The sequence below is a fragment of the Francisella frigiditurris genome, from assembly GCF_001880225.1.
Lineage (GTDB): Bacteria > Pseudomonadota > Gammaproteobacteria > Francisellales > Francisellaceae > Francisella > Francisella frigiditurris.
In genome coordinates this window covers 1,088,700-1,105,945 of the sequence record NZ_CP009654.1, presented here as the reverse complement: position 1 = coordinate 1,105,945, position 17,246 = coordinate 1,088,700, and the positions used below count along the sequence as shown (strand labels likewise).

Genomic DNA, 17,246 nt, shown 5'->3' with positions numbered 1-17,246 from the left:
TTTTGGGCAAAATATTACCATAACTTAAATAATTGATATAACAATTTAGGTCATTATCAACCTAATATGCTATTATCCGTAGATATAATAATTTAAATATAAATATTTATGTTATTCTCAGACTTACACGTAAGCCAAGATATTATAAAAATATTAGAAAATAAAAATATCAAAACACCTACAAATTCACAAATTTTAAGCTTTGAGAAAATTTTAACTGGAAATAATATTTGGCTAAAATCACCAACAGGTAGTGGTAAAACACTAGCTTATATTTTACCAATCATAAATAAATTATTAACAGATAAAAAACCTCTAACACAAGTTGTATTTTTTACACCCACTCATGAATTAGCTATTCAAATTAGTAATTTTATAAATGAGACTTTCTCAAGCATAGGCATTAAATCATTAGCATTAATTGGTAAAGCATCGATAGACAGACAAAAAGAAAAATTAAAGAAAAAACCTAATATTGTTGTTGGTTCTGTTGGGAGAATTCTAGAACTTATTGATCAAAAGAAACTAAAAGCCGCTCATTTACAATACTGCATTATAGATGAAGCAGATCGCATGCTTGAAGATGATAGTTTAAAGCTTTTAAAACAAATCATCTCTAAAACTACAAATCTACAATATATATTAGGTTCTGCTACTATCAAAAACCATGCCTTTGATATTGCTAATGGTTTTATAGAAAACTTAGAGCTTGTTGATAACTCAAAAGAAAAAGAAACTATAGAGCATAGTTATATTACTGCTGATGGCAACCGTAAAACAGATGCATTACGAAAGTTACTTAACAAAATATTTCCAGCTAAATCTATAGTATTCTTACATAGAAATAATGATGTAGATTTTGTCACAAAAAAAATAGATAAACTAGAATGTGGTGTTGGCTCTATTCATGGTGAACAAGATAAGATTGATAGAGCTAATACCATCAAAAAATTCAAAAATGGACAAATTAAAGTTCTCGTTGCTTCTGATGTCGCCGCTAGAGGTCTTGATATTAATGATGTCGATTTTGTAATAAATTATGATATCCCATCTAAAGTAGAAGACTATCAACATAGAGCTGGCAGAACAGGTCGTATGGGTAAATCTGGCAAAAGTATTTTAATAATCAAAGAATCTGAATTTTCTTATATTGAAAAACTACAAAAAAAATTAAACATCAATATTAAGAATGAAGTTTTTTAAAAAAATATTATAAAACATCAATTATAAAGCTTGTTTAACTATAGTTTTCTTAACCAAATTATTTTTATTTACAAAATTTAGACCAAATTTTCTCAGGCTACTAATGACACTATTATTACTAGCAAACACTTCTTTAAATGCTTTCATCAAATATATCATTTTTGTATTGTCTAATTTCCGTTGTCTTTGATACTTATCTAATGTCGATAAAGCACCTAATATTCTACCTTTTTCAAAAGCTTCACTTAGAACATCTACTAATACCTGAACATCTTTAAAGCCTAAATTAATACCTTGTCCTGCTAAAGGATGTATAGTATGGCAAGCATCACCTACTAAGACCACCCTATCTTGGATATACTCTTTCGCATGTCTTTCAGCTAGAGGAAAACTAAATCTTTTAGAAAGAAGCTTCACTTCTCCTAGCGTTCCATTAATAGCTTTAGAAAGCTCTTTTTCAAAATCGCTATCATCTAAAGAATTAATATAATTCGCATATTCTGATTTTAATGACCAAACTATTGAAGCTCTTTTTTGATCTTCTAATGGTAGAAAAGCCAACACTCCCTTATCATAAAATCTTTGATATGCAGTAGCTTCATGAGATTTTTCTAACTCTAAAGTTGCTACAATAGCTGTATGGTCATATGCTTTTACTTTTGTTGGAAAATTAAAATAATCCCTTACAAATGAGTTAGCTCCATCAGCTCCAACTAGTAAATTTGCTTCTATTTCTAAATCATCAAATTTTACTCTAACAGTATCTTTATATCTTTGTATTTCATTAATCTTAGAGTTTTCTAATATTTGTATATCTGTTGATCTAATTTTATTTAAAAGTGAGTCTACTATAAGCTGATTTTCTACAATATGCCCAAGGCTATGCTCTGATATTTCTTCAGCTGTAATGTTTATATATTCATCTGGAGTATCATCCCACACTCTCATCGTATAATAAGGAGAAACTCTTTCATCTTTTATAGAACTCCATACATCTAGCTCTTTAAGAAAGTTTTGACTATTATGATTTATTGCACTAACTCGTGTTTCAACCCTATCATTAGACAATTTTTTAGCATGTATTTTACCAGCCTCTACTATTACTACTTGGATACCTTTATTGTATAAAGCTAATGCTAGTGACAAGCCAACCATACCTGCACCAACTATTACTACATCTTTCTGTAACATTATTCTACGACCTTTCTCATTAATGTTGAGCCTTTACTAAGCTTACCCATCATTAATCTACTAAATGTTTTTTTAGCTATTTTACTTCTTTGTAGTAAATGTAATCCTGCATTCCTAAGTGTTTTTAGAGTAAAATTGTCTGATACAAACAACTGTATAAAACTATGTGTTACTTTTACAGTCCTATTATGATCAGATTTCCTTAGATCTGCAAAATTTTGTAAAACATTTGTAAGTTTTTGTTTATCTGTTATATCTAAGTCTTTAAATAAATCATATAGACAGCCAATATCTCTAACACTTAAGTTTAAGCCCTGTCCAGAAACTGGATGAAGGAAGTGTAAGGCATTTCCAAAAAATAAAACATTATCTTTAAAAACCTTTTGCGACTGTACTAAATATAGTGGAAAAACCATAGGTTTTGAAATATTAATAAATTCTCCCAATCTATATCCAAATCTTTCTTGCACAAAGTTCTTAAATTCTTGATTTGACAATTTAACTATAGAATCTACTTCTGCTCTATCTACAGTCCAGACACAAGCCATCTTATTATCATCTTTTGGTAAAAGAGCTAAAACACCATCACCTACAAACCTTTCATAAGCCACACCCTGATGATCCAACTCAGTATCAATATCAAAAACTATAGCATCTTGTTTATAGTCTTTTGTATCAGCTAAAACACCAAGCTGCTTTCTAATACTGGAATTAGCGCCGTCGCATGCTATAAATAAATCAGCTTTAACTTTTTTATGATTATTTTCTGAATCTCTAATATTTAAAACATATTCATTTTGTTCTTCTGAAATTGATTCAACTGTAGTTAAAAATGCTTTTGTTATATTTTTAGTCTCAGATACCCTTTTCAGAGCAACTTCTAACAATAGTTTCATCTTAACAATATACCCTAGAAAAGGAAGATTTTCTTCTTCAGCAGAAAGCTCTGCCCTACCATAATTTCCTTTATCAGATACATGTACTTTTTTTATCGGTTGGGAATCACCCTCTATTTCTGACCAAAGATTTAAGGCATTTAAAATTGCTGTTGATGAATATGATAAGGCTAAACTTCTAGTATCATTTTTTACCACTAATGCATCTCTTTCAATATGTAAAATTTGAAAACCTTGTTTAGCTAATGATAATGATGTTAGAAGACCAACAACTCCTCCACCGACAATAACAATATTATATTTATCTTTCATCACAAATTATTTACACACTTTCACTATCTATAAGCAACACAGCAACCTTTGTATATTCAACGAGCTCCATAAAGTCTTCTTCACTAGCATCTCCGTCATCCAAAGCTTCATAATCCATATAAGAAATTTGCATAAGGTCACGTATTGCTTCTTTAACTTCCTTTGAATTACTATTTTCATAATCTAATCCAAACAAGCCCACACCAGATAAAAAACCCTTTATCCAATATGTTAATGCTTCTGCTCTATAACTTAAAATTTCTGTATCTTCTGGTATAAATAAATCAAAGCTAAGGCCTTTTTCATCAAATTGCTCTTTAGTATAGTCATAGAGTTTTTTCATAACACTAATCGCAGAAGTTGCAACAACGTCACCATCCTCTATAGATTTCGTCATCAATGAATCAGCCCATGCTGTAAATTTAACATCTGCACCAAAACTAAATAATGCACACAATAATCCATGAGCCTCTGAAGAGTTTGTTAAAGCTTGCATAACTCTTAAAGCTTCTGTTACATCAGAATAACTAGGTTTTTTATTTTCCATAGAAATATTTTAAAATATATTATTTTTTTCTAATAGCCATTTTACTTCATCTAGCCTTTTAGTAGTAGATTAATATTAAAATAAAACCTAAATAGCTATTAAAAGTTATTGCTACAATACATAATAAACATTTATAATTACATTGAAGTTTATAGTGTTATCTAGATTGTTTGTGATTTAGCTTCAATCTTGAGCCGATACATTTTACAAAGGGAGTCTTGGTATTTTATCTAGAGTGCATGCTTTTGCATTTGCCAGAAAGAAGCCCAACGATAAAATTATGACACCCACTTTTACTGTCCTGGGATCAAGGACATTGAGTTAAAACGACAATCTGGATAGCCACCCTTTATGATAAAAAAAGAGTTTAGACAAGAGCTTTTGCAAAAACGAAGAAATCTAGAAAACAAATGGTTTTTATCTGAACAACTTAATCTTAAAGCCATAAAATATCTAAAAGATAATTTTGATAAAAATATAAAAATAGCAAGCTACAGCTCTTTTCGTGATGAAGTTGACACTAGCACTTTAAACAGACACTTTCAGGTTTATCTCCCAATAATACACCCATTTATAAAACGTGGCCTATGGTTTGTAAAAGATACTATCAAATATCGTCAAAACAAATTTAACATTCCTGAACCTATTTATTCAATACAAGATATATTCGCTCCTTGGGAACTCGATGTAATTTTAGTTCCATTAGTTGGCTTTAATGAAAAAAAATACAGAATGGGTATGGGGGGAGGTTTTTATGACTACTCTTTCAAATTTAAAAAGTCTTTTAATTCTCCTTTAGCTATAGGTCTTGCCTTTGATGAACAGCAAAATAATGATATTATCATAGATAGTCACGACATTGCTCTTGATGTAATTATTACACCTACAAGGATTTTATAGAATGAACTCTTCTGCGATTGCTACAGAGATAAAACAAAATATTTTAGAAAAAATAGATAGTAATGCAGAAATAAATATTGTTGATGAAACACATAAACATAAAAAGCATAAAGGATTCATTGAAGGTAAATATCACTTTTTAATTGAAATAAATTCTAAAGAACTAAATAATCTAAGTAGATTGAAAGCTCATCAAGAAATATACAAGAGCTTAGGAAATTTAATGCAATATATTCATGCTTTATCAATAAAGCTAATTAATTAGGAAACATAATCATGCTTGATATGATAATACATTTAAATTCTTATATAGATTACTTTATTAATACCTTAGGTCCTTGGTTTTATGTTTTATTATTCATTGTTATCTTTTGTGAGACTGGTATAGTTTTTGGACTATTATTTCCTGGAGATTCTCTATTGTTTGCTATTGGAGTAACGGCCGCTGCCACTAGTATAAATATTCATACAGCAATTATTACAATATGTATAGCTGCTATAGCTGGGGACTCTTTCAACTATATAACAGGAAAATTAATTGGAGAAAAAATCTTTACTCCAGATGCCAAAATCCTAAAAGCCTCATACTTAAAGAAGACTAATTATTTTTTTAATAAATATGGTGGTAAAACTATTATTTTTGCTAGATTTATAGCATTTGTAAGAACTTTAGCTCCATTTGTAGCTGGTGTAAGTAGAATGAACTATGCTAAGTTTGTACTCTTTGGTACTATATCTGCTATTTTATGGTCTTGCTCAATAACATATATTGCTTTCTTTCTTAGTGAAAACCAATTTGTTAAAAGGTATTTAAGTTTAATAATAATATGTATAGTTGGTATTGTTATTATTCATTACTTAATAAAAATATTTTTACAAAAACTAATAGCAAAAAAATAATTTACGTTTTGTTAATCAATATCTTATAATTGTCAGATTAATATTATTTTATTAACTTAACAATGGATCTATTTACAGTACTTTTAGATATAATTTTACACCTTGATAAACACATAAGCACTTATATTAATTTACTTGGTAACTGGTCTTATGTTTTATTATTTATTGTTATATTTTGTGAAACTGGTCTTGTAGTTACACCCTTCTTACCTGGTGATTCTTTACTTTTTGCTATTGGGCTAACAGCAGCAGCTACTACATTAAATGTACATCTAATTGCACCTTTACTTGTTATAGCAGCAATTCTTGGGGACTCATGTAACTATTTTATTGGAAGGTATATTGGTAAAAGAATATTTAAACCTGATGCTAAAATTCTAAAAACAAAGCATTTAGATAAAACACAAGCGTTCTTTAACAAATATGGCGGAAGAGCTATTATATTAGCAAGATTTATGCCATTAATTAGAACATTTATGCCATTTGTAGCTGGTATGAGTAGAATGAATTACCCTAAATTTGTAGCTTTAGGTGTTATTGCTGCTATCATTTGGGTTTACTCAGTAACTTATACTGCCTTTATTTTTAGTAACAATGATTTTGTAAGACATAACTTTGGTTTATTTATTATGATAATTATTGTTGTTTCTTTAATACCTGCGGCTATTTCTATTTTAAAAGCACTTATAGCATATATAAAAGACCGTAAATAATATCTAACTCTCTTTTAATCTCAAATAATCAAGTAAAAGCTTTCTACTTTTTAATTCTCTTTTGTCTAAGCATGCATTTATACTTATTCTAGTGATTCTACTAATATAAACTAAGTCTTCTTCATCCCAAACTAGCATTGAATCATAAATCTTCTTTATAGATTTTCCAGATATTTTTGAAGTGTCTTTTTCAACCATTAGTTTAAAGCCTGTTAAAGGAATAATTTCATAAAACATATTTTGACTTATCTTTTCACCAGCAATATCTTCTTCAATACAAATCGCCTGACCTAATGCATTTAATAATTCTAACTCAAACATTCTTAATAGATATTTATAATTAATTTCATTTATATTTTTTATTAAGAAATCATATTTTCTAAATAAAGCTTCCTCTTCATGAGAATAGCTTAACAATAAATACATTAGCTCATTGACATACTGTATAGATAGCAAAATAATATAAGAACTCTTATAGTTAGACTCGACAAACTCTATATTAAATACTTTATTTAAGCCATCTCCTTTTTTACTGAAACTTATTTCTCCTCTAAGCTTTGTAATTGGTTGATATAGATTTTGTTGTTTTTTATTTACTCTAATAATTGCTGATAGCTTTCCAAACTCTAAAGTGAATAAAGATACTAGAATAGAATTTTCCTTATATTTTTTCTGATGCAAGATATAAAAATCATAAAGTTCACCTTTCATTGATTTTATCTATTAACTCCATTATCTGAATAGCTCCTCGGACTTTAGTATCTGGGATATTAAATAATCCAATTAGCTCCTCAAGTCTAATATTAGATAAAACTTTTTTTGCTTTAAGTTCACCCTGCAACCATTTTGTCATAGCTACAACATAAGGATCACCCCAAACTCTAAAAGAAATATTTTTTCCAACATACATTTCGATAATTGAGAAACTATCTTCTACTTTATAAAGCTTTTGATCTACTGTAATAATCCCATCTTTTTTAGACAACTGAGAAAGTAAGTTTTTGACCTTATTGTTATACATCAGCATAGTCCTTATTTGGCAATAAAGACCTTAAAAGTTTAACTTTATGATTAATCACTTTAGCTAAGCTTTTTACATCATCAACTGTTGTCATAGTTCCAAAAGAAACTCTTAAACTAGAGTCAGCTTCTTCAGCTGTTAAGCCAATAGCTGTAAGAACATGAGATGGCTCTATTGAACTTGAAGTGCATGCAGAGCCCATAGATAAAGCAAATTCATTTAACATCGCCAATAAAGTTTCTCCTTTAATTAACTCAAAAGTTATATTAAGTATTCCCTCATAACTATTATTTAAATCTGTATTTATCTTTATATAGTGCTCTTTATTTAATTCTTTAAGAAAAACATCTCTAAGATTTCTTATGTGATCTGTATTTTCTTGTTTATTTATGAAAATTTCTTCAGCCGCGATACTTAAGCCCAGAATCTGATGATTTGCTAAAGTACCTGCTCTTTTTGAAAATTCTTGAGCTCCGCCATGAATTTGTTTTTGTAATTTTACTTTAGGTGACTTAGAGCTTACATATAAAAAACCTATGCCCTTTGGTCCATATATTTTATGTCCTGATACAGATAGCAAATTAATATTCATCTCTTTAATATTTATATCTATTTTTCCATATCCTTGAGCAGCATCAACATGAAATAAAATATTATTTCTTTTCGCAATCTTGCCAATTTTAGCTAAATCATTTTTAACACCTAGCTCATTATTAACAGCCATTAAACTAATCAATACCGTTTGTTCAGTTATTGCATTTTCTAAATCATCTAAACTTATATTACCTTTATTATCAACCTCTAAATAAGTAACATAACATCCTCTAGTCTCTAAATACTGACAAACTTCTAAAACGGCTTTATGTTCTATTTTTGAAGTAATTATATGATTACCTCTATTCTGATAACTTTCTAATACTCCCTTGATAGCCAAATTGTTAGATTCAGTCGCTCCCGATGTAAATATTATCTCTCTTGGTAAAACTCCTAGAGTATCCGCAATTATTTTACGAGCAGATTCTATATTCTTATTAGCTAATTCACCAAATTCATGTGTTACTGAGCCAGAATTACCAAAATCAATATTTGAAAGAATATTATTAACCATTTCCTCCTTTACTTTTTCAGAAAGAGGTGTTGTAGCAGCATAGTCAAAATAAATATTCTTCATATAAGTAATACTAATATAATTTTCTTTTCTTTAATATGTATACTTGCTATTATAACAGATAATTATGTTTAAAAAACTTTGACAAAATCGCTAATAAAAAAGATTCAATTAGAGATGGTAAATCTAATTCTAGAGTCATTAAATTTTTAAAATTAGCGATGTTAAAAGAAGGCTATAAAGAATAGCCAAATTTAAAAGCGAGCTAACCTATTAAACGGTTAGTTGTGATATCTATGTATAAAGGAAAATTACAATAATGAAAAGAATATTAATAAATAGCAAAAGTAGCGAAGAAACAAGAATTGCTACCCTTGATAATGGAAAACTAATTGATTTAGATATTGAAAGTATTGATAGAGAACAGAAAAAGGCTAACATTTATAAAGGCTACATCTCAAGAATTGAACCAAGCTTAAATGCAGTGTTCGTAAGTTATGGTGAAGAGAAAAATGGTTTTTTACCTTTTAAAGAAATATCAGAATATTATTTCAAAGATACTCCAAATGAAAATGGTGATAATATAGCTAGCCTATTAACAGAAGGTCAAGAGCTTCTAGTACAAATAGATAAGGAAGAAAGAGGAGACAAAGGCGCTGCTCTTACAACTTTTATAGCTCTAGCTGGATCTTATATGGTTTTATTACCAAATAATCCAGATGGTGGCGGAATATCTAGAAGAGTTGAGGGTGACGATAGAGAAACTCTTAAAAAATACTTAAAACAGCTAAACATTCCAAAAAGCATGAGTGTTATAGCTAGAACAGCTTGTGTAGAATGTTCTTTTGAAGAACTAAAACATGATTTTGATAATCTTCAAGAGCTATGGGATTCTATAAACAAAGCGTACCATAAAATAAAAAAACCTACTCTTTTACACAAAGAAAGTGACATTATTGTCAGAACAGTAAGAGATAATTTAAAAGAAGACGTTAAAGAAATCATAGTTGATTCTAAAGAATGTTTTGAAGATGTTAAAAGACAGCTTTCTCTATTAAGACAAAATTTTGATATCAATAAAGTAAAACTTTACGATGAAGAAATCCCTCTTTTTACAAGCTTCAGTATAGATCAACAAATTGAAAATGCTTATAAGAGAGAAATCAGACTTCCTTCAGGTGGTTCCATTGCAATAGATACAACTGAAGCATTGGTTGCTGTGGATGTAAACTCTTCTAGATCAAATAAGGCTGAAGATGTTGAAACAACAGCATTTAAAACAAATTTAGAAGCTGCTGAAGAAGTTGCTAGACAATTAAGAATTAGAGATCTTGGTGGACTGATTATAGTTGACTTCATTGATATGTCTTTCTTTCCTAATAGAAAGCAAGTTGAAGAAAAATTAATGGAATCTTTGCAACAAGATAAAGCTAGGATTCAAATGTCTAGAATATCTAAATTAGGCCTTGTTGAAATCTCTAGACAAAGATTAAATGCTTCTATAAATGAAAGTGTAATGCAAAAATGTCCTCGTTGTGAAGGTCATGGTTTCATAAAAACTACTCAAGCTACAGCACTTACAATTTTAAGAAAAATCAGAGTAGAAGCAATCAAAGAAGATACAAATGAAATTAGAGTTCAAGTTCCTGTAGATATTGCTGCATATATTCTTAATGAAAAAAGAGAAAGTATTCTAGAAATAGAAAGAATATCAAATGTTAAAGTCATGATAATTCCTAACTTCAATATGGAATCTCCTAAGTTCCAAATGCAAAGAATATGGGGATCAAGTTACAAATCAAATAAAACAAGTTCTGAGCTTATAGAAGATGTTTTCAATCTAGAAATTCCTAAAGCTCCTAAAAAAGAAGTAGCTGCAACTAATTTAATTAAAGCAGCTGAAGAGCATTCTCATTCTGTTAAAGAAAAAGTTGAGCAACCAAAAGTAGAAAAAATTGAAGAGAAAAAGCCTGAAGTCGTAGCTACAGCTCAAAAGAAAAAAGGATTTTTATCAAAGCTGTCTAGTCTTATTTTTGGAAAAGAAGAAGAGGTAAAGTCAACTCCAAAAAATACTCAAAGCAACAATAAATTTGAGAAAAAAGATAATACAAATAACCGAAATGAAAATGGTAATAATAACAATAATTCCCAAAAAAATGATAAAAAACAAAACGACAATAATAAAACTCAAAGAGATAATAGTGAGAAGCCTTTCAATAAGAATAAGAAAAATGACAACTTTGAAAAATCTCCTAATAATAGAAGAAATAATAATGGGAATGGAAACAACAATAACAATAGAAGCAATAACATAAGTATAAATAATGCTGAAGAAGTTGTAGATATAACTAAACTTAAATACAAAGAACAAGCTAAACAAGAAGAGATTAGTAATGTAAAAAAAGTTATATCTAAAAACCCTCAAGAGTTTATTTCTGTGATGGTAAAAGATGTTTTAGAAAACTATGATAATTTAAAAGATAATAGTTCTGAAAAAATTACTACTATAGAAAAATCAAAGACTGAAAAGTATCTAAAATTTGATATTGTTTCAACTGAAGAACTAGAAAAATCTCTTCTAGCTGAACAAAATCAGATAGTAGAACAAGCTATTGAAGAAAATCAACAGCAACAAGAACTTGTTAATGAGATTAAAGAAGAGATAGTAGAAACTCCAAATAATGAAACAATCATTATAGAAAATGATATAAATGAAAATGTCTCTAAAGAAGATCCTCAGTTAGAAAATAAAAACTCTGAAGAGAATAATAAACAAACTAATAAGCCAGCAAATAAACAAAAAAGAGCTAAGGCTAAACAAAATAAAGAAGAGCAAAAATCTGAAGCTAAAGATGATTTCATAAACTACTCACCAGCTGTAGATTTTGACTCTCAATCTATCTTATAAAAGGAATCTAAACAAAAATGCTACAATATCCAAATATAGATCCAGTAGCTATAAGTCTAGGTCCATTAAAGGTTCACTGGTATGGGCTAATGTATCTCTTTGGTTTTGCTGCTGGATGGATATTAGGCGTCTATAGAGCAAAAAAACCAAATTCAATTATTAAACCTGAGCAGGTTGGAGATATTATCTTCTATATTGCTTTAGGTGTGGTATTGGGTGGTAGAATTGGCTATATAATTTTTTATAATCTTCCTGTATACATTCATAATCCTTTAAGTATGTTTTATGTATGGGATGGTGGAATGTCTTTTCATGGTGGCTTTATAGGAGTTATGCTGGCTTTCTGGTTATACTCAAGAAAACATAATCTAAACTTCATTGATCTTGCTGAATTTTTTGGACCCATGGTTCCTATTGGTCTTGGTGCTGGACGTATTGGTAATTTTATAAATGGTGAGCTTTGGGGTAAAGTTACAGACTCATCTTTTGGAATGCTTTTTCCAACAGGTGGCCCACTACCAAGATACCCTTCCCAGTTATTGGAATTTTTATTAGAAGGCGTTGTACTATTTACTGTTCTCTGGGTTACCACGATAAAACCAAAACCTAGATACTATGTTCTAGGAATGTTTTTAACTTTATATGGTGCTTTTAGATTTATATGTGAATTCTTTAGACAACCAGATCCACAATATGGATATATTTGGCTAAACTGGTTAACTATGGGGCAAATCCTATCATTACCAATGATTATTCTCGGGATTGTTATTTTAATATTTGTTTACTTAAGAAATAGGAAGAATAAATTATGCAACAATATTTAGATTTCCTGAAATATATTAAAGAAAATGGCGTACTAAAAGGTGATAGAACAGGTACTGGCACTATTAGTATTTTTGGCTATCAAATGCGTTTTGATCTTCAAAAAGGTTTTCCATTAGTTACTACAAAAAAGATTCATTTGCCAAGCGTAGTTCATGAACTACTTTGGTTTATAAGTGGCGATACTAACGTTAAATATCTAAATGATAATAAAGTAAGAATATGGAATGAATGGGCAACTGAAGACGGTGAGTTAGGACCCATCTATGGTAAGCAATGGCGAGACTTCAATGGTGAAGGAGTTGATCAAATAGCTGAAGTAATCGAAATGCTAAAAAACAATCCTAATTCTAGAAGAATTCTAGTATCCGCATGGAATCCTTGTGCTATCCCAACAGAAAAACTCTCTCCTCAAGAAAATGTAGCAAAAGGTAAATCTGCCCTTCCGCCTTGTCACGCTATGTTTCAATTTTATGTAGCTAATGGAAAACTTTCCTGCATGCTAACCCAAAGAAGTGCTGATGCTTTTCTTGGTGTACCATTTAATATTGCAAGCTACTCATTATTAACACATATGATTGCTCAACAATGTAATCTAGATGTTGGTGAGTTCATATGGTCTGGTGGAGATTGCCACATATATAATAATCATATTGAACAAGTAGAAGAGCAATTATCTAGAAATACTTTACCTCTAGCTACTCTAAAAATTAAAAACAAACCGAACTCTATCTTTGAATATACCTATGATGATTTTGAGTTTAAAAATTATGAACATCACCCTGCTATTAAGGGAAAAATTTCAGTCTAAGGAGGCTGACTAAAATGTCTCAACTTTCATTAAGTAAAAAGAAAATTCCCATTTTATTATTAGAAGGAATCCATCAAAATGCTGTCGATGCTTTTAAAGCTGCTGGATATGAAAATATTGAAGTAATGTCTACTGCTCTAGAAGGACAAGAACTTATAGATAAACTAAAAGATTTTAAAATTGTAGGAATCAGATCAAGGACTCAGATGACTAAAGAAGTTATCGAAAAGTCCGATCACCTTACAGCTATAGGATGTTTCTGTATAGGAACAAATCAAGTAGACTTACAAACAGCACAAAAATTTGGTATCCCTGTATTTAATGCCCCATTTTCTAACACAAGGAGTGTTGCTGAGCTTGTACTTGCTGAAGCAATGTTATTAATCAGAAATGTTATTGATAAAAATGCTAAGACTCACCAAGGAATTTGGTTAAAATCTGCTGAACATGCACATGAAGTAAGAGGAAAAACCTTAGGTATTATAGGTTATGGACATATAGGAACACAATTAGGTATTCTTGCTGAAAGTGTTGGTTTAAATGTTATCTTCTATGATGTTGAAGAAAAATTACCTTTAGGAAATGCTACTCAAATAAAAAGCTTAAATGAACTATTAAATAAATCAGATGTAGTATCTCTTCACGTACCTCAACTACCATCTACAAAAAATATGATTTCTAAAGATCAGTTTGAGCAAATGAAAGAAAACTCTATACTGATAAATGCTTCTCGTGGAAATGTAGTTGATATTAGTGCTCTTGTAAACGCTTTAGAAACTAAAAAATTAAAAGGTGCTGCTATTGATGTATTCCCTAAAGAACCATCATCTAAAGAAGAATTATTTGTGAGCCCATTAACAAAATTTGACAATGTATTTTTAACACCTCATATTGGTGGAAGCACTATTGAAGCTCAAGAAAATATTGCGACTGAAGTTAGTACAAAATTAGTTAAATATTCTGATAATGGCTCAACCTTAAATGCTGTTAATTTCCCAGAACTTTCATTACCTTCTCATGCTAGTAGCCATAGAATTTTACACATCCATGAAAATATTCCTGGAATGATGAATAAAATAAACCAAATATTAGCAGATAAAAATATAAACGTTGATGGTCAATATCTTAGAACCCTTGAAAAAGTTGGATATGTAGTAATGGACATCCAATCAAATTCTGATCAAGCTAGAGAGCTTGTTGCAGAGTTTAAAAATATTAAAGGGACTATTAGAGCTAGATACTTAATGTAAAATGTTTTTTTCTTCAATTATAAAAGAAATACAAAATTTAAAGCCTTCACAAATATTTATTGGTTATAGTGGTGGTATAGACTCTAGTGTTATCATAGAAATTGTTTCTAAAATTAATGATGTTCCCATTACTGCTATACATATTAATCATGCGATTAATCATAATGCTGATAATTGGGAAAATCATTGTAGAACAATATGTTTTAATAAAAATATACAATTCATTTCACATAAACTAGAGAAGGCACCTAAAGGTGAAAGTTTTGAAGCTTGGGCAAGTAACCAAAGAATGGCTTTCTTTGAAAAACAAATGTCTGCTTTTGACAATCCTTTATTAATATTAGGACATCACTTAGATGATCAGGCTGAAACTTTTCTAATCCAAGCTATCAGAGGTGCTGGTCCTGCTGGATTATCATCTATGCCTAAATTGAGAAAACTAAATCATGGTTATATTTTTAGACCATTACTAGATATTCCTAGAAAAGATATCGAAGAATTTGCTTATCAAAATAAAATAACATGGGTTGATGATGATAGTAACGAAGATATTAAATATCAAAGAAACTTTATTAGGCATAAGATAGTTCCTTTATTAAAAGAAATAAATCCTAGCATTAATCAAACTTTAACTAGATCGGCAAACTTATGTGCTAAAAATCATAACACTTTATCAAAACTTTTAAAAAAACAATTAGATAGTATATTAGAAAACAAGCAGCTAATATTAGAAAAATTAATAAATCAAGATACTGATATACAAGAAAATATTTTACACCTTTGGTTTAAAGAAAATACAGGAGTTAGTTTAAAGGCTAGCCAAACAGAATCTATTATTAATGCATTAAATACTACTGCCCTTACAGGATGGCAAGTTTCTATAAACAATTATAGTCTCTGTCTTACTTATGGAAAGCTAAGTATCTTAAAACAAAATAATACTTATTCACCATCATCTCCAACTAAAGACAATGTTATAAATTGGTTAAAGGCTAATAATATATTTGATATAAACTTCTCTGATATTATTGTCAGAGAAAAAAAACCTTCTGACAAATGTCGCTATATAGGTAGAAATAAAGAAAATAAACTTAAAATTCTATTTCAAGAACTAAATATACCTGCAGCTAAAAGAGATATTGCAAGAGTGATAGAATTAAACAGTCAAATTATAGCTGTTTATCCATTTTTTATTTGTCACTAATAACCTTTATTTAAGTCTTCTTATAACTAAAGATAAAATAAACCAAAAAACTATCATACCAACTATAATTAGAGCTATATGTGAAAACAGTCCCAAAAAGAGATTAGCTTGAGTAACTAACTCATTTGTATCTGAAGTTGTAACATCTTTGAATGCTGCCATTTGTGCAAAGCGTGATGCAATAAATCCAGCAATACTCCCTGTAAATAAAAAATATACTGCAGACAAAAATCCAGAATGCTGTTTATCACTTATTCCCGTAATTTCTGATAGTGCTATAGGGTCTATAAAAAGCTCTGATAATCCTAAGAAGAATAACGAGATAATAACCCATATAGCTGAAGTCTTACCTAAAATAGTTGCTTCCTTAGCTGCAAAGATCAAAATAACAAAAGAAATTAGTTGAAGAATAAATCCAAAAACAAACTTGATCATTCTACCAAAATCATCATCAAGTGCTTTAAATCTTTTCCATACCCATGCAAGAAAAAGACCTCCAATAATAATTGATAATGGATTTATAGATACAAAAACACTTGCAGGCAAGTCATATCCAAATAAAGTTGTATCTACATTTCTCTCGATGAAAAGCTCAACTGAAGTAAACATTTGCTCATCAAACACCCAGAATAGAATACCAAAAATTAAGAAAGGAATAGTTAAAAGTAGCGTTTTGCGTGTCTTAATATCAGTAGAAACAACTATTTTTATATACCATATAACACTAAATATTGTAGTTGCAGTAATTAGATAAATTTCATATTGGTTTTTAAGAGCAAAATAGCTAACTGAAATAATAATTATCGTTAAAACTAAAATAAACCAAACAAGACTTTTGTTACCTAAAATAGAAATTTTTTCAGGCTTTACTTTTGGAACATATTTTCGTCCCAATAAGAATATTGCTAAGCCAAATAGCATTCCTACACCAGCCAGCCCAAAACCATAATCCCATCCATATATATTAGCAACCACACCACAAGCAACTGGAGCACATATACTTCCTATATTTCCACCCAAATATAGTAATGTAAATGCTGAATCTCTTTTAGGATCATCTTTTTCATACAACTGTCCTAATAGGCAAGGAACATTACTTTTAAAATAGCCATAGCCGCAAATAATAAAAGACATTCCTAAAAATAATAAATCTTTACCATCTATACCTATGATAATATGCCCACACGCCATTAAAATAGCGCCTATAATAACTGCAGTTCTAAATCCTAATAATCTATCAGCGGCTAAGCCTCCCAATATAGGAGTCATATATACCAAAGATGCAAAGGCTCCATAAACTGCATAAGAATAATGATCACCTAACAGAAGTTCTTGTGTTAGATATAGTATTAGCAAAGCTCTCATTCCATAAAAGCTAAAATACTCCCACATATAAATCGCTATAATAAACCACAATCCTTTAGGATGTTTATTCGCTAATACTTTTTCCACTAATTAGT

General features: G+C 29.5%; 17 protein-coding genes and 1 other RNA gene. 11 read left to right on the top strand and 7 right to left on the bottom strand.

Features of this window, described 5'->3' with window-relative positions; translation table 11 throughout:
* Nucleotides 1-108: 108 nt before the first annotated feature.
* The gene (locus KX01_RS05405) at nt 109-1,203 is read left to right on the top strand and encodes a DEAD/DEAH box helicase (protein ID WP_071664018.1); all 1,095 of its coding nucleotides are present in this window, start codon (nt 109-111) and stop codon (nt 1,201-1,203) included.
* 21 nt (nt 1,204-1,224) lie between these two features.
* Here KX01_RS05405 and KX01_RS05400 read toward each other — a convergent pair whose 3' ends face one another.
* From KX01_RS05400 to KX01_RS05390, 3 genes are read right to left on the bottom strand one after another with little or no spacing between them, the layout of a single operon-like run.
* Entirely contained in the window at nt 1,225-2,394 is a 1,170-nt protein-coding gene (locus KX01_RS05400) for a UbiH/UbiF/VisC/COQ6 family ubiquinone biosynthesis hydroxylase (protein WP_071664017.1), read from the bottom strand.
* Nucleotides 2,394-3,602, bottom strand: a complete 1,209-nt coding sequence (locus KX01_RS05395) for an FAD-dependent monooxygenase (protein WP_071664016.1) — start codon at nt 3,600-3,602, stop codon at nt 2,394-2,396. The genes KX01_RS05400 and KX01_RS05395 overlap by 1 nt, the downstream gene beginning before the upstream one ends.
* A gap of 10 nt (nt 3,603-3,612) precedes the next feature.
* Nucleotides 3,613-4,149, bottom strand: coding sequence for a UPF0149 family protein (locus KX01_RS05390; RefSeq protein ID WP_071664015.1), 537 nt, complete (start codon nt 4,147-4,149; stop codon nt 3,613-3,615).
* A gap of 155 nt (nt 4,150-4,304) precedes the next feature.
* Here KX01_RS05390 and ssrS point away from each other — a divergent pair.
* The 5 genes from ssrS to KX01_RS05365 all read left to right on the top strand — a co-directional run bounded on the left by ssrS (nt 4,305) and on the right by KX01_RS05365 (nt 6,662).
* Nucleotides 4,305-4,494, top strand: a non-coding RNA gene (gene ssrS / locus KX01_RS05385) — 6S RNA.
* Between the two features lie 6 nt (nt 4,495-4,500).
* A complete protein-coding gene (locus tag KX01_RS05380; RefSeq protein WP_071664014.1) occupies nt 4,501-5,049 on the top strand; it encodes a 5-formyltetrahydrofolate cyclo-ligase in 549 nt (182 codons plus the stop codon).
* Between the two features lies 1 nt (nt 5,050).
* Entirely contained in the window at nt 5,051-5,314 is a 264-nt protein-coding gene (locus KX01_RS05375) for a BolA/IbaG family iron-sulfur metabolism protein (RefSeq protein WP_071664013.1), read from the top strand.
* Between the two features lie 11 nt (nt 5,315-5,325).
* Nucleotides 5,326-5,949, top strand: coding sequence for a VTT domain-containing protein (locus KX01_RS05370; protein WP_071664012.1), 624 nt, complete (start codon nt 5,326-5,328; stop codon nt 5,947-5,949).
* A 62-nt stretch (nt 5,950-6,011) separates the two neighbouring features.
* Nucleotides 6,012-6,662, top strand: coding sequence for a DedA family protein (locus KX01_RS05365; protein ID WP_071664011.1), 651 nt, complete (start codon nt 6,012-6,014; stop codon nt 6,660-6,662).
* Nucleotides 6,663-6,665: 3 nt separating this feature from the next.
* On the opposite strand, the gene recO is transcribed toward KX01_RS05365, so the two are convergent.
* The 3 genes from recO to KX01_RS05350 are packed head-to-tail and all read right to left on the bottom strand — an operon-like array spanning nt 6,666 to nt 8,854.
* Nucleotides 6,666-7,373 (bottom strand): DNA repair protein RecO, encoded by a 708-nt coding sequence (gene recO, locus KX01_RS05360; protein WP_071664010.1) that lies wholly within the window; start codon nt 7,371-7,373, stop codon nt 6,666-6,668.
* On the bottom strand, nt 7,363-7,683 hold the full coding sequence (locus KX01_RS05355; protein ID WP_071664009.1) for a hypothetical protein: 321 nt from the start codon (nt 7,681-7,683) through the stop codon (nt 7,363-7,365). The genes recO and KX01_RS05355 overlap by 11 nt, the downstream gene beginning before the upstream one ends.
* The gene (locus KX01_RS05350) at nt 7,676-8,854 is read right to left on the bottom strand and encodes a cysteine desulfurase family protein (protein WP_071664008.1); all 1,179 of its coding nucleotides are present in this window, start codon (nt 8,852-8,854) and stop codon (nt 7,676-7,678) included. Before KX01_RS05350 ends, KX01_RS05355 begins: the two co-directional genes overlap by 8 nt.
* A gap of 256 nt (nt 8,855-9,110) precedes the next feature.
* Between KX01_RS05350 and KX01_RS05345 the strand changes: the two genes are divergently transcribed.
* From KX01_RS05345 to tilS, 5 genes are read left to right on the top strand one after another with little or no spacing between them, the layout of a single operon-like run.
* Entirely contained in the window at nt 9,111-11,699 is a 2,589-nt protein-coding gene (locus tag KX01_RS05345; protein WP_071664007.1) for an Rne/Rng family ribonuclease, read from the top strand.
* Between the two features lie 17 nt (nt 11,700-11,716).
* Nucleotides 11,717-12,523 carry a prolipoprotein diacylglyceryl transferase gene (lgt, locus tag KX01_RS05340; protein WP_071664006.1) on the top strand — a complete coding sequence of 269 codons (807 nt, stop codon included), beginning with the start codon at nt 11,717-11,719 and terminating at the stop codon, nt 12,521-12,523.
* Entirely contained in the window at nt 12,508-13,332 is an 825-nt protein-coding gene (locus KX01_RS05335; protein WP_071664005.1) for a thymidylate synthase, read from the top strand. Before lgt ends, KX01_RS05335 begins: the two co-directional genes overlap by 16 nt.
* Before the next feature lie 14 nt (nt 13,333-13,346).
* Nucleotides 13,347-14,582 carry a phosphoglycerate dehydrogenase gene (serA, locus tag KX01_RS05330; protein ID WP_071664004.1) on the top strand — a complete coding sequence of 412 codons (1,236 nt, stop codon included), beginning with the start codon at nt 13,347-13,349 and terminating at the stop codon, nt 14,580-14,582.
* A gap of 1 nt (nt 14,583) precedes the next feature.
* Nucleotides 14,584-15,786, top strand: coding sequence for a tRNA lysidine(34) synthetase TilS (gene tilS, locus KX01_RS05325; RefSeq protein WP_071664003.1), 1,203 nt, complete (start codon nt 14,584-14,586; stop codon nt 15,784-15,786).
* A gap of 6 nt (nt 15,787-15,792) precedes the next feature.
* On the opposite strand, the gene KX01_RS05320 is transcribed toward tilS, so the two are convergent.
* On the bottom strand, nt 15,793-17,238 hold the full coding sequence (locus KX01_RS05320; protein WP_071664002.1) for a peptide MFS transporter: 1,446 nt from the start codon (nt 17,236-17,238) through the stop codon (nt 15,793-15,795).
* Nucleotides 17,239-17,246: the final 8 nt, after the last annotated feature.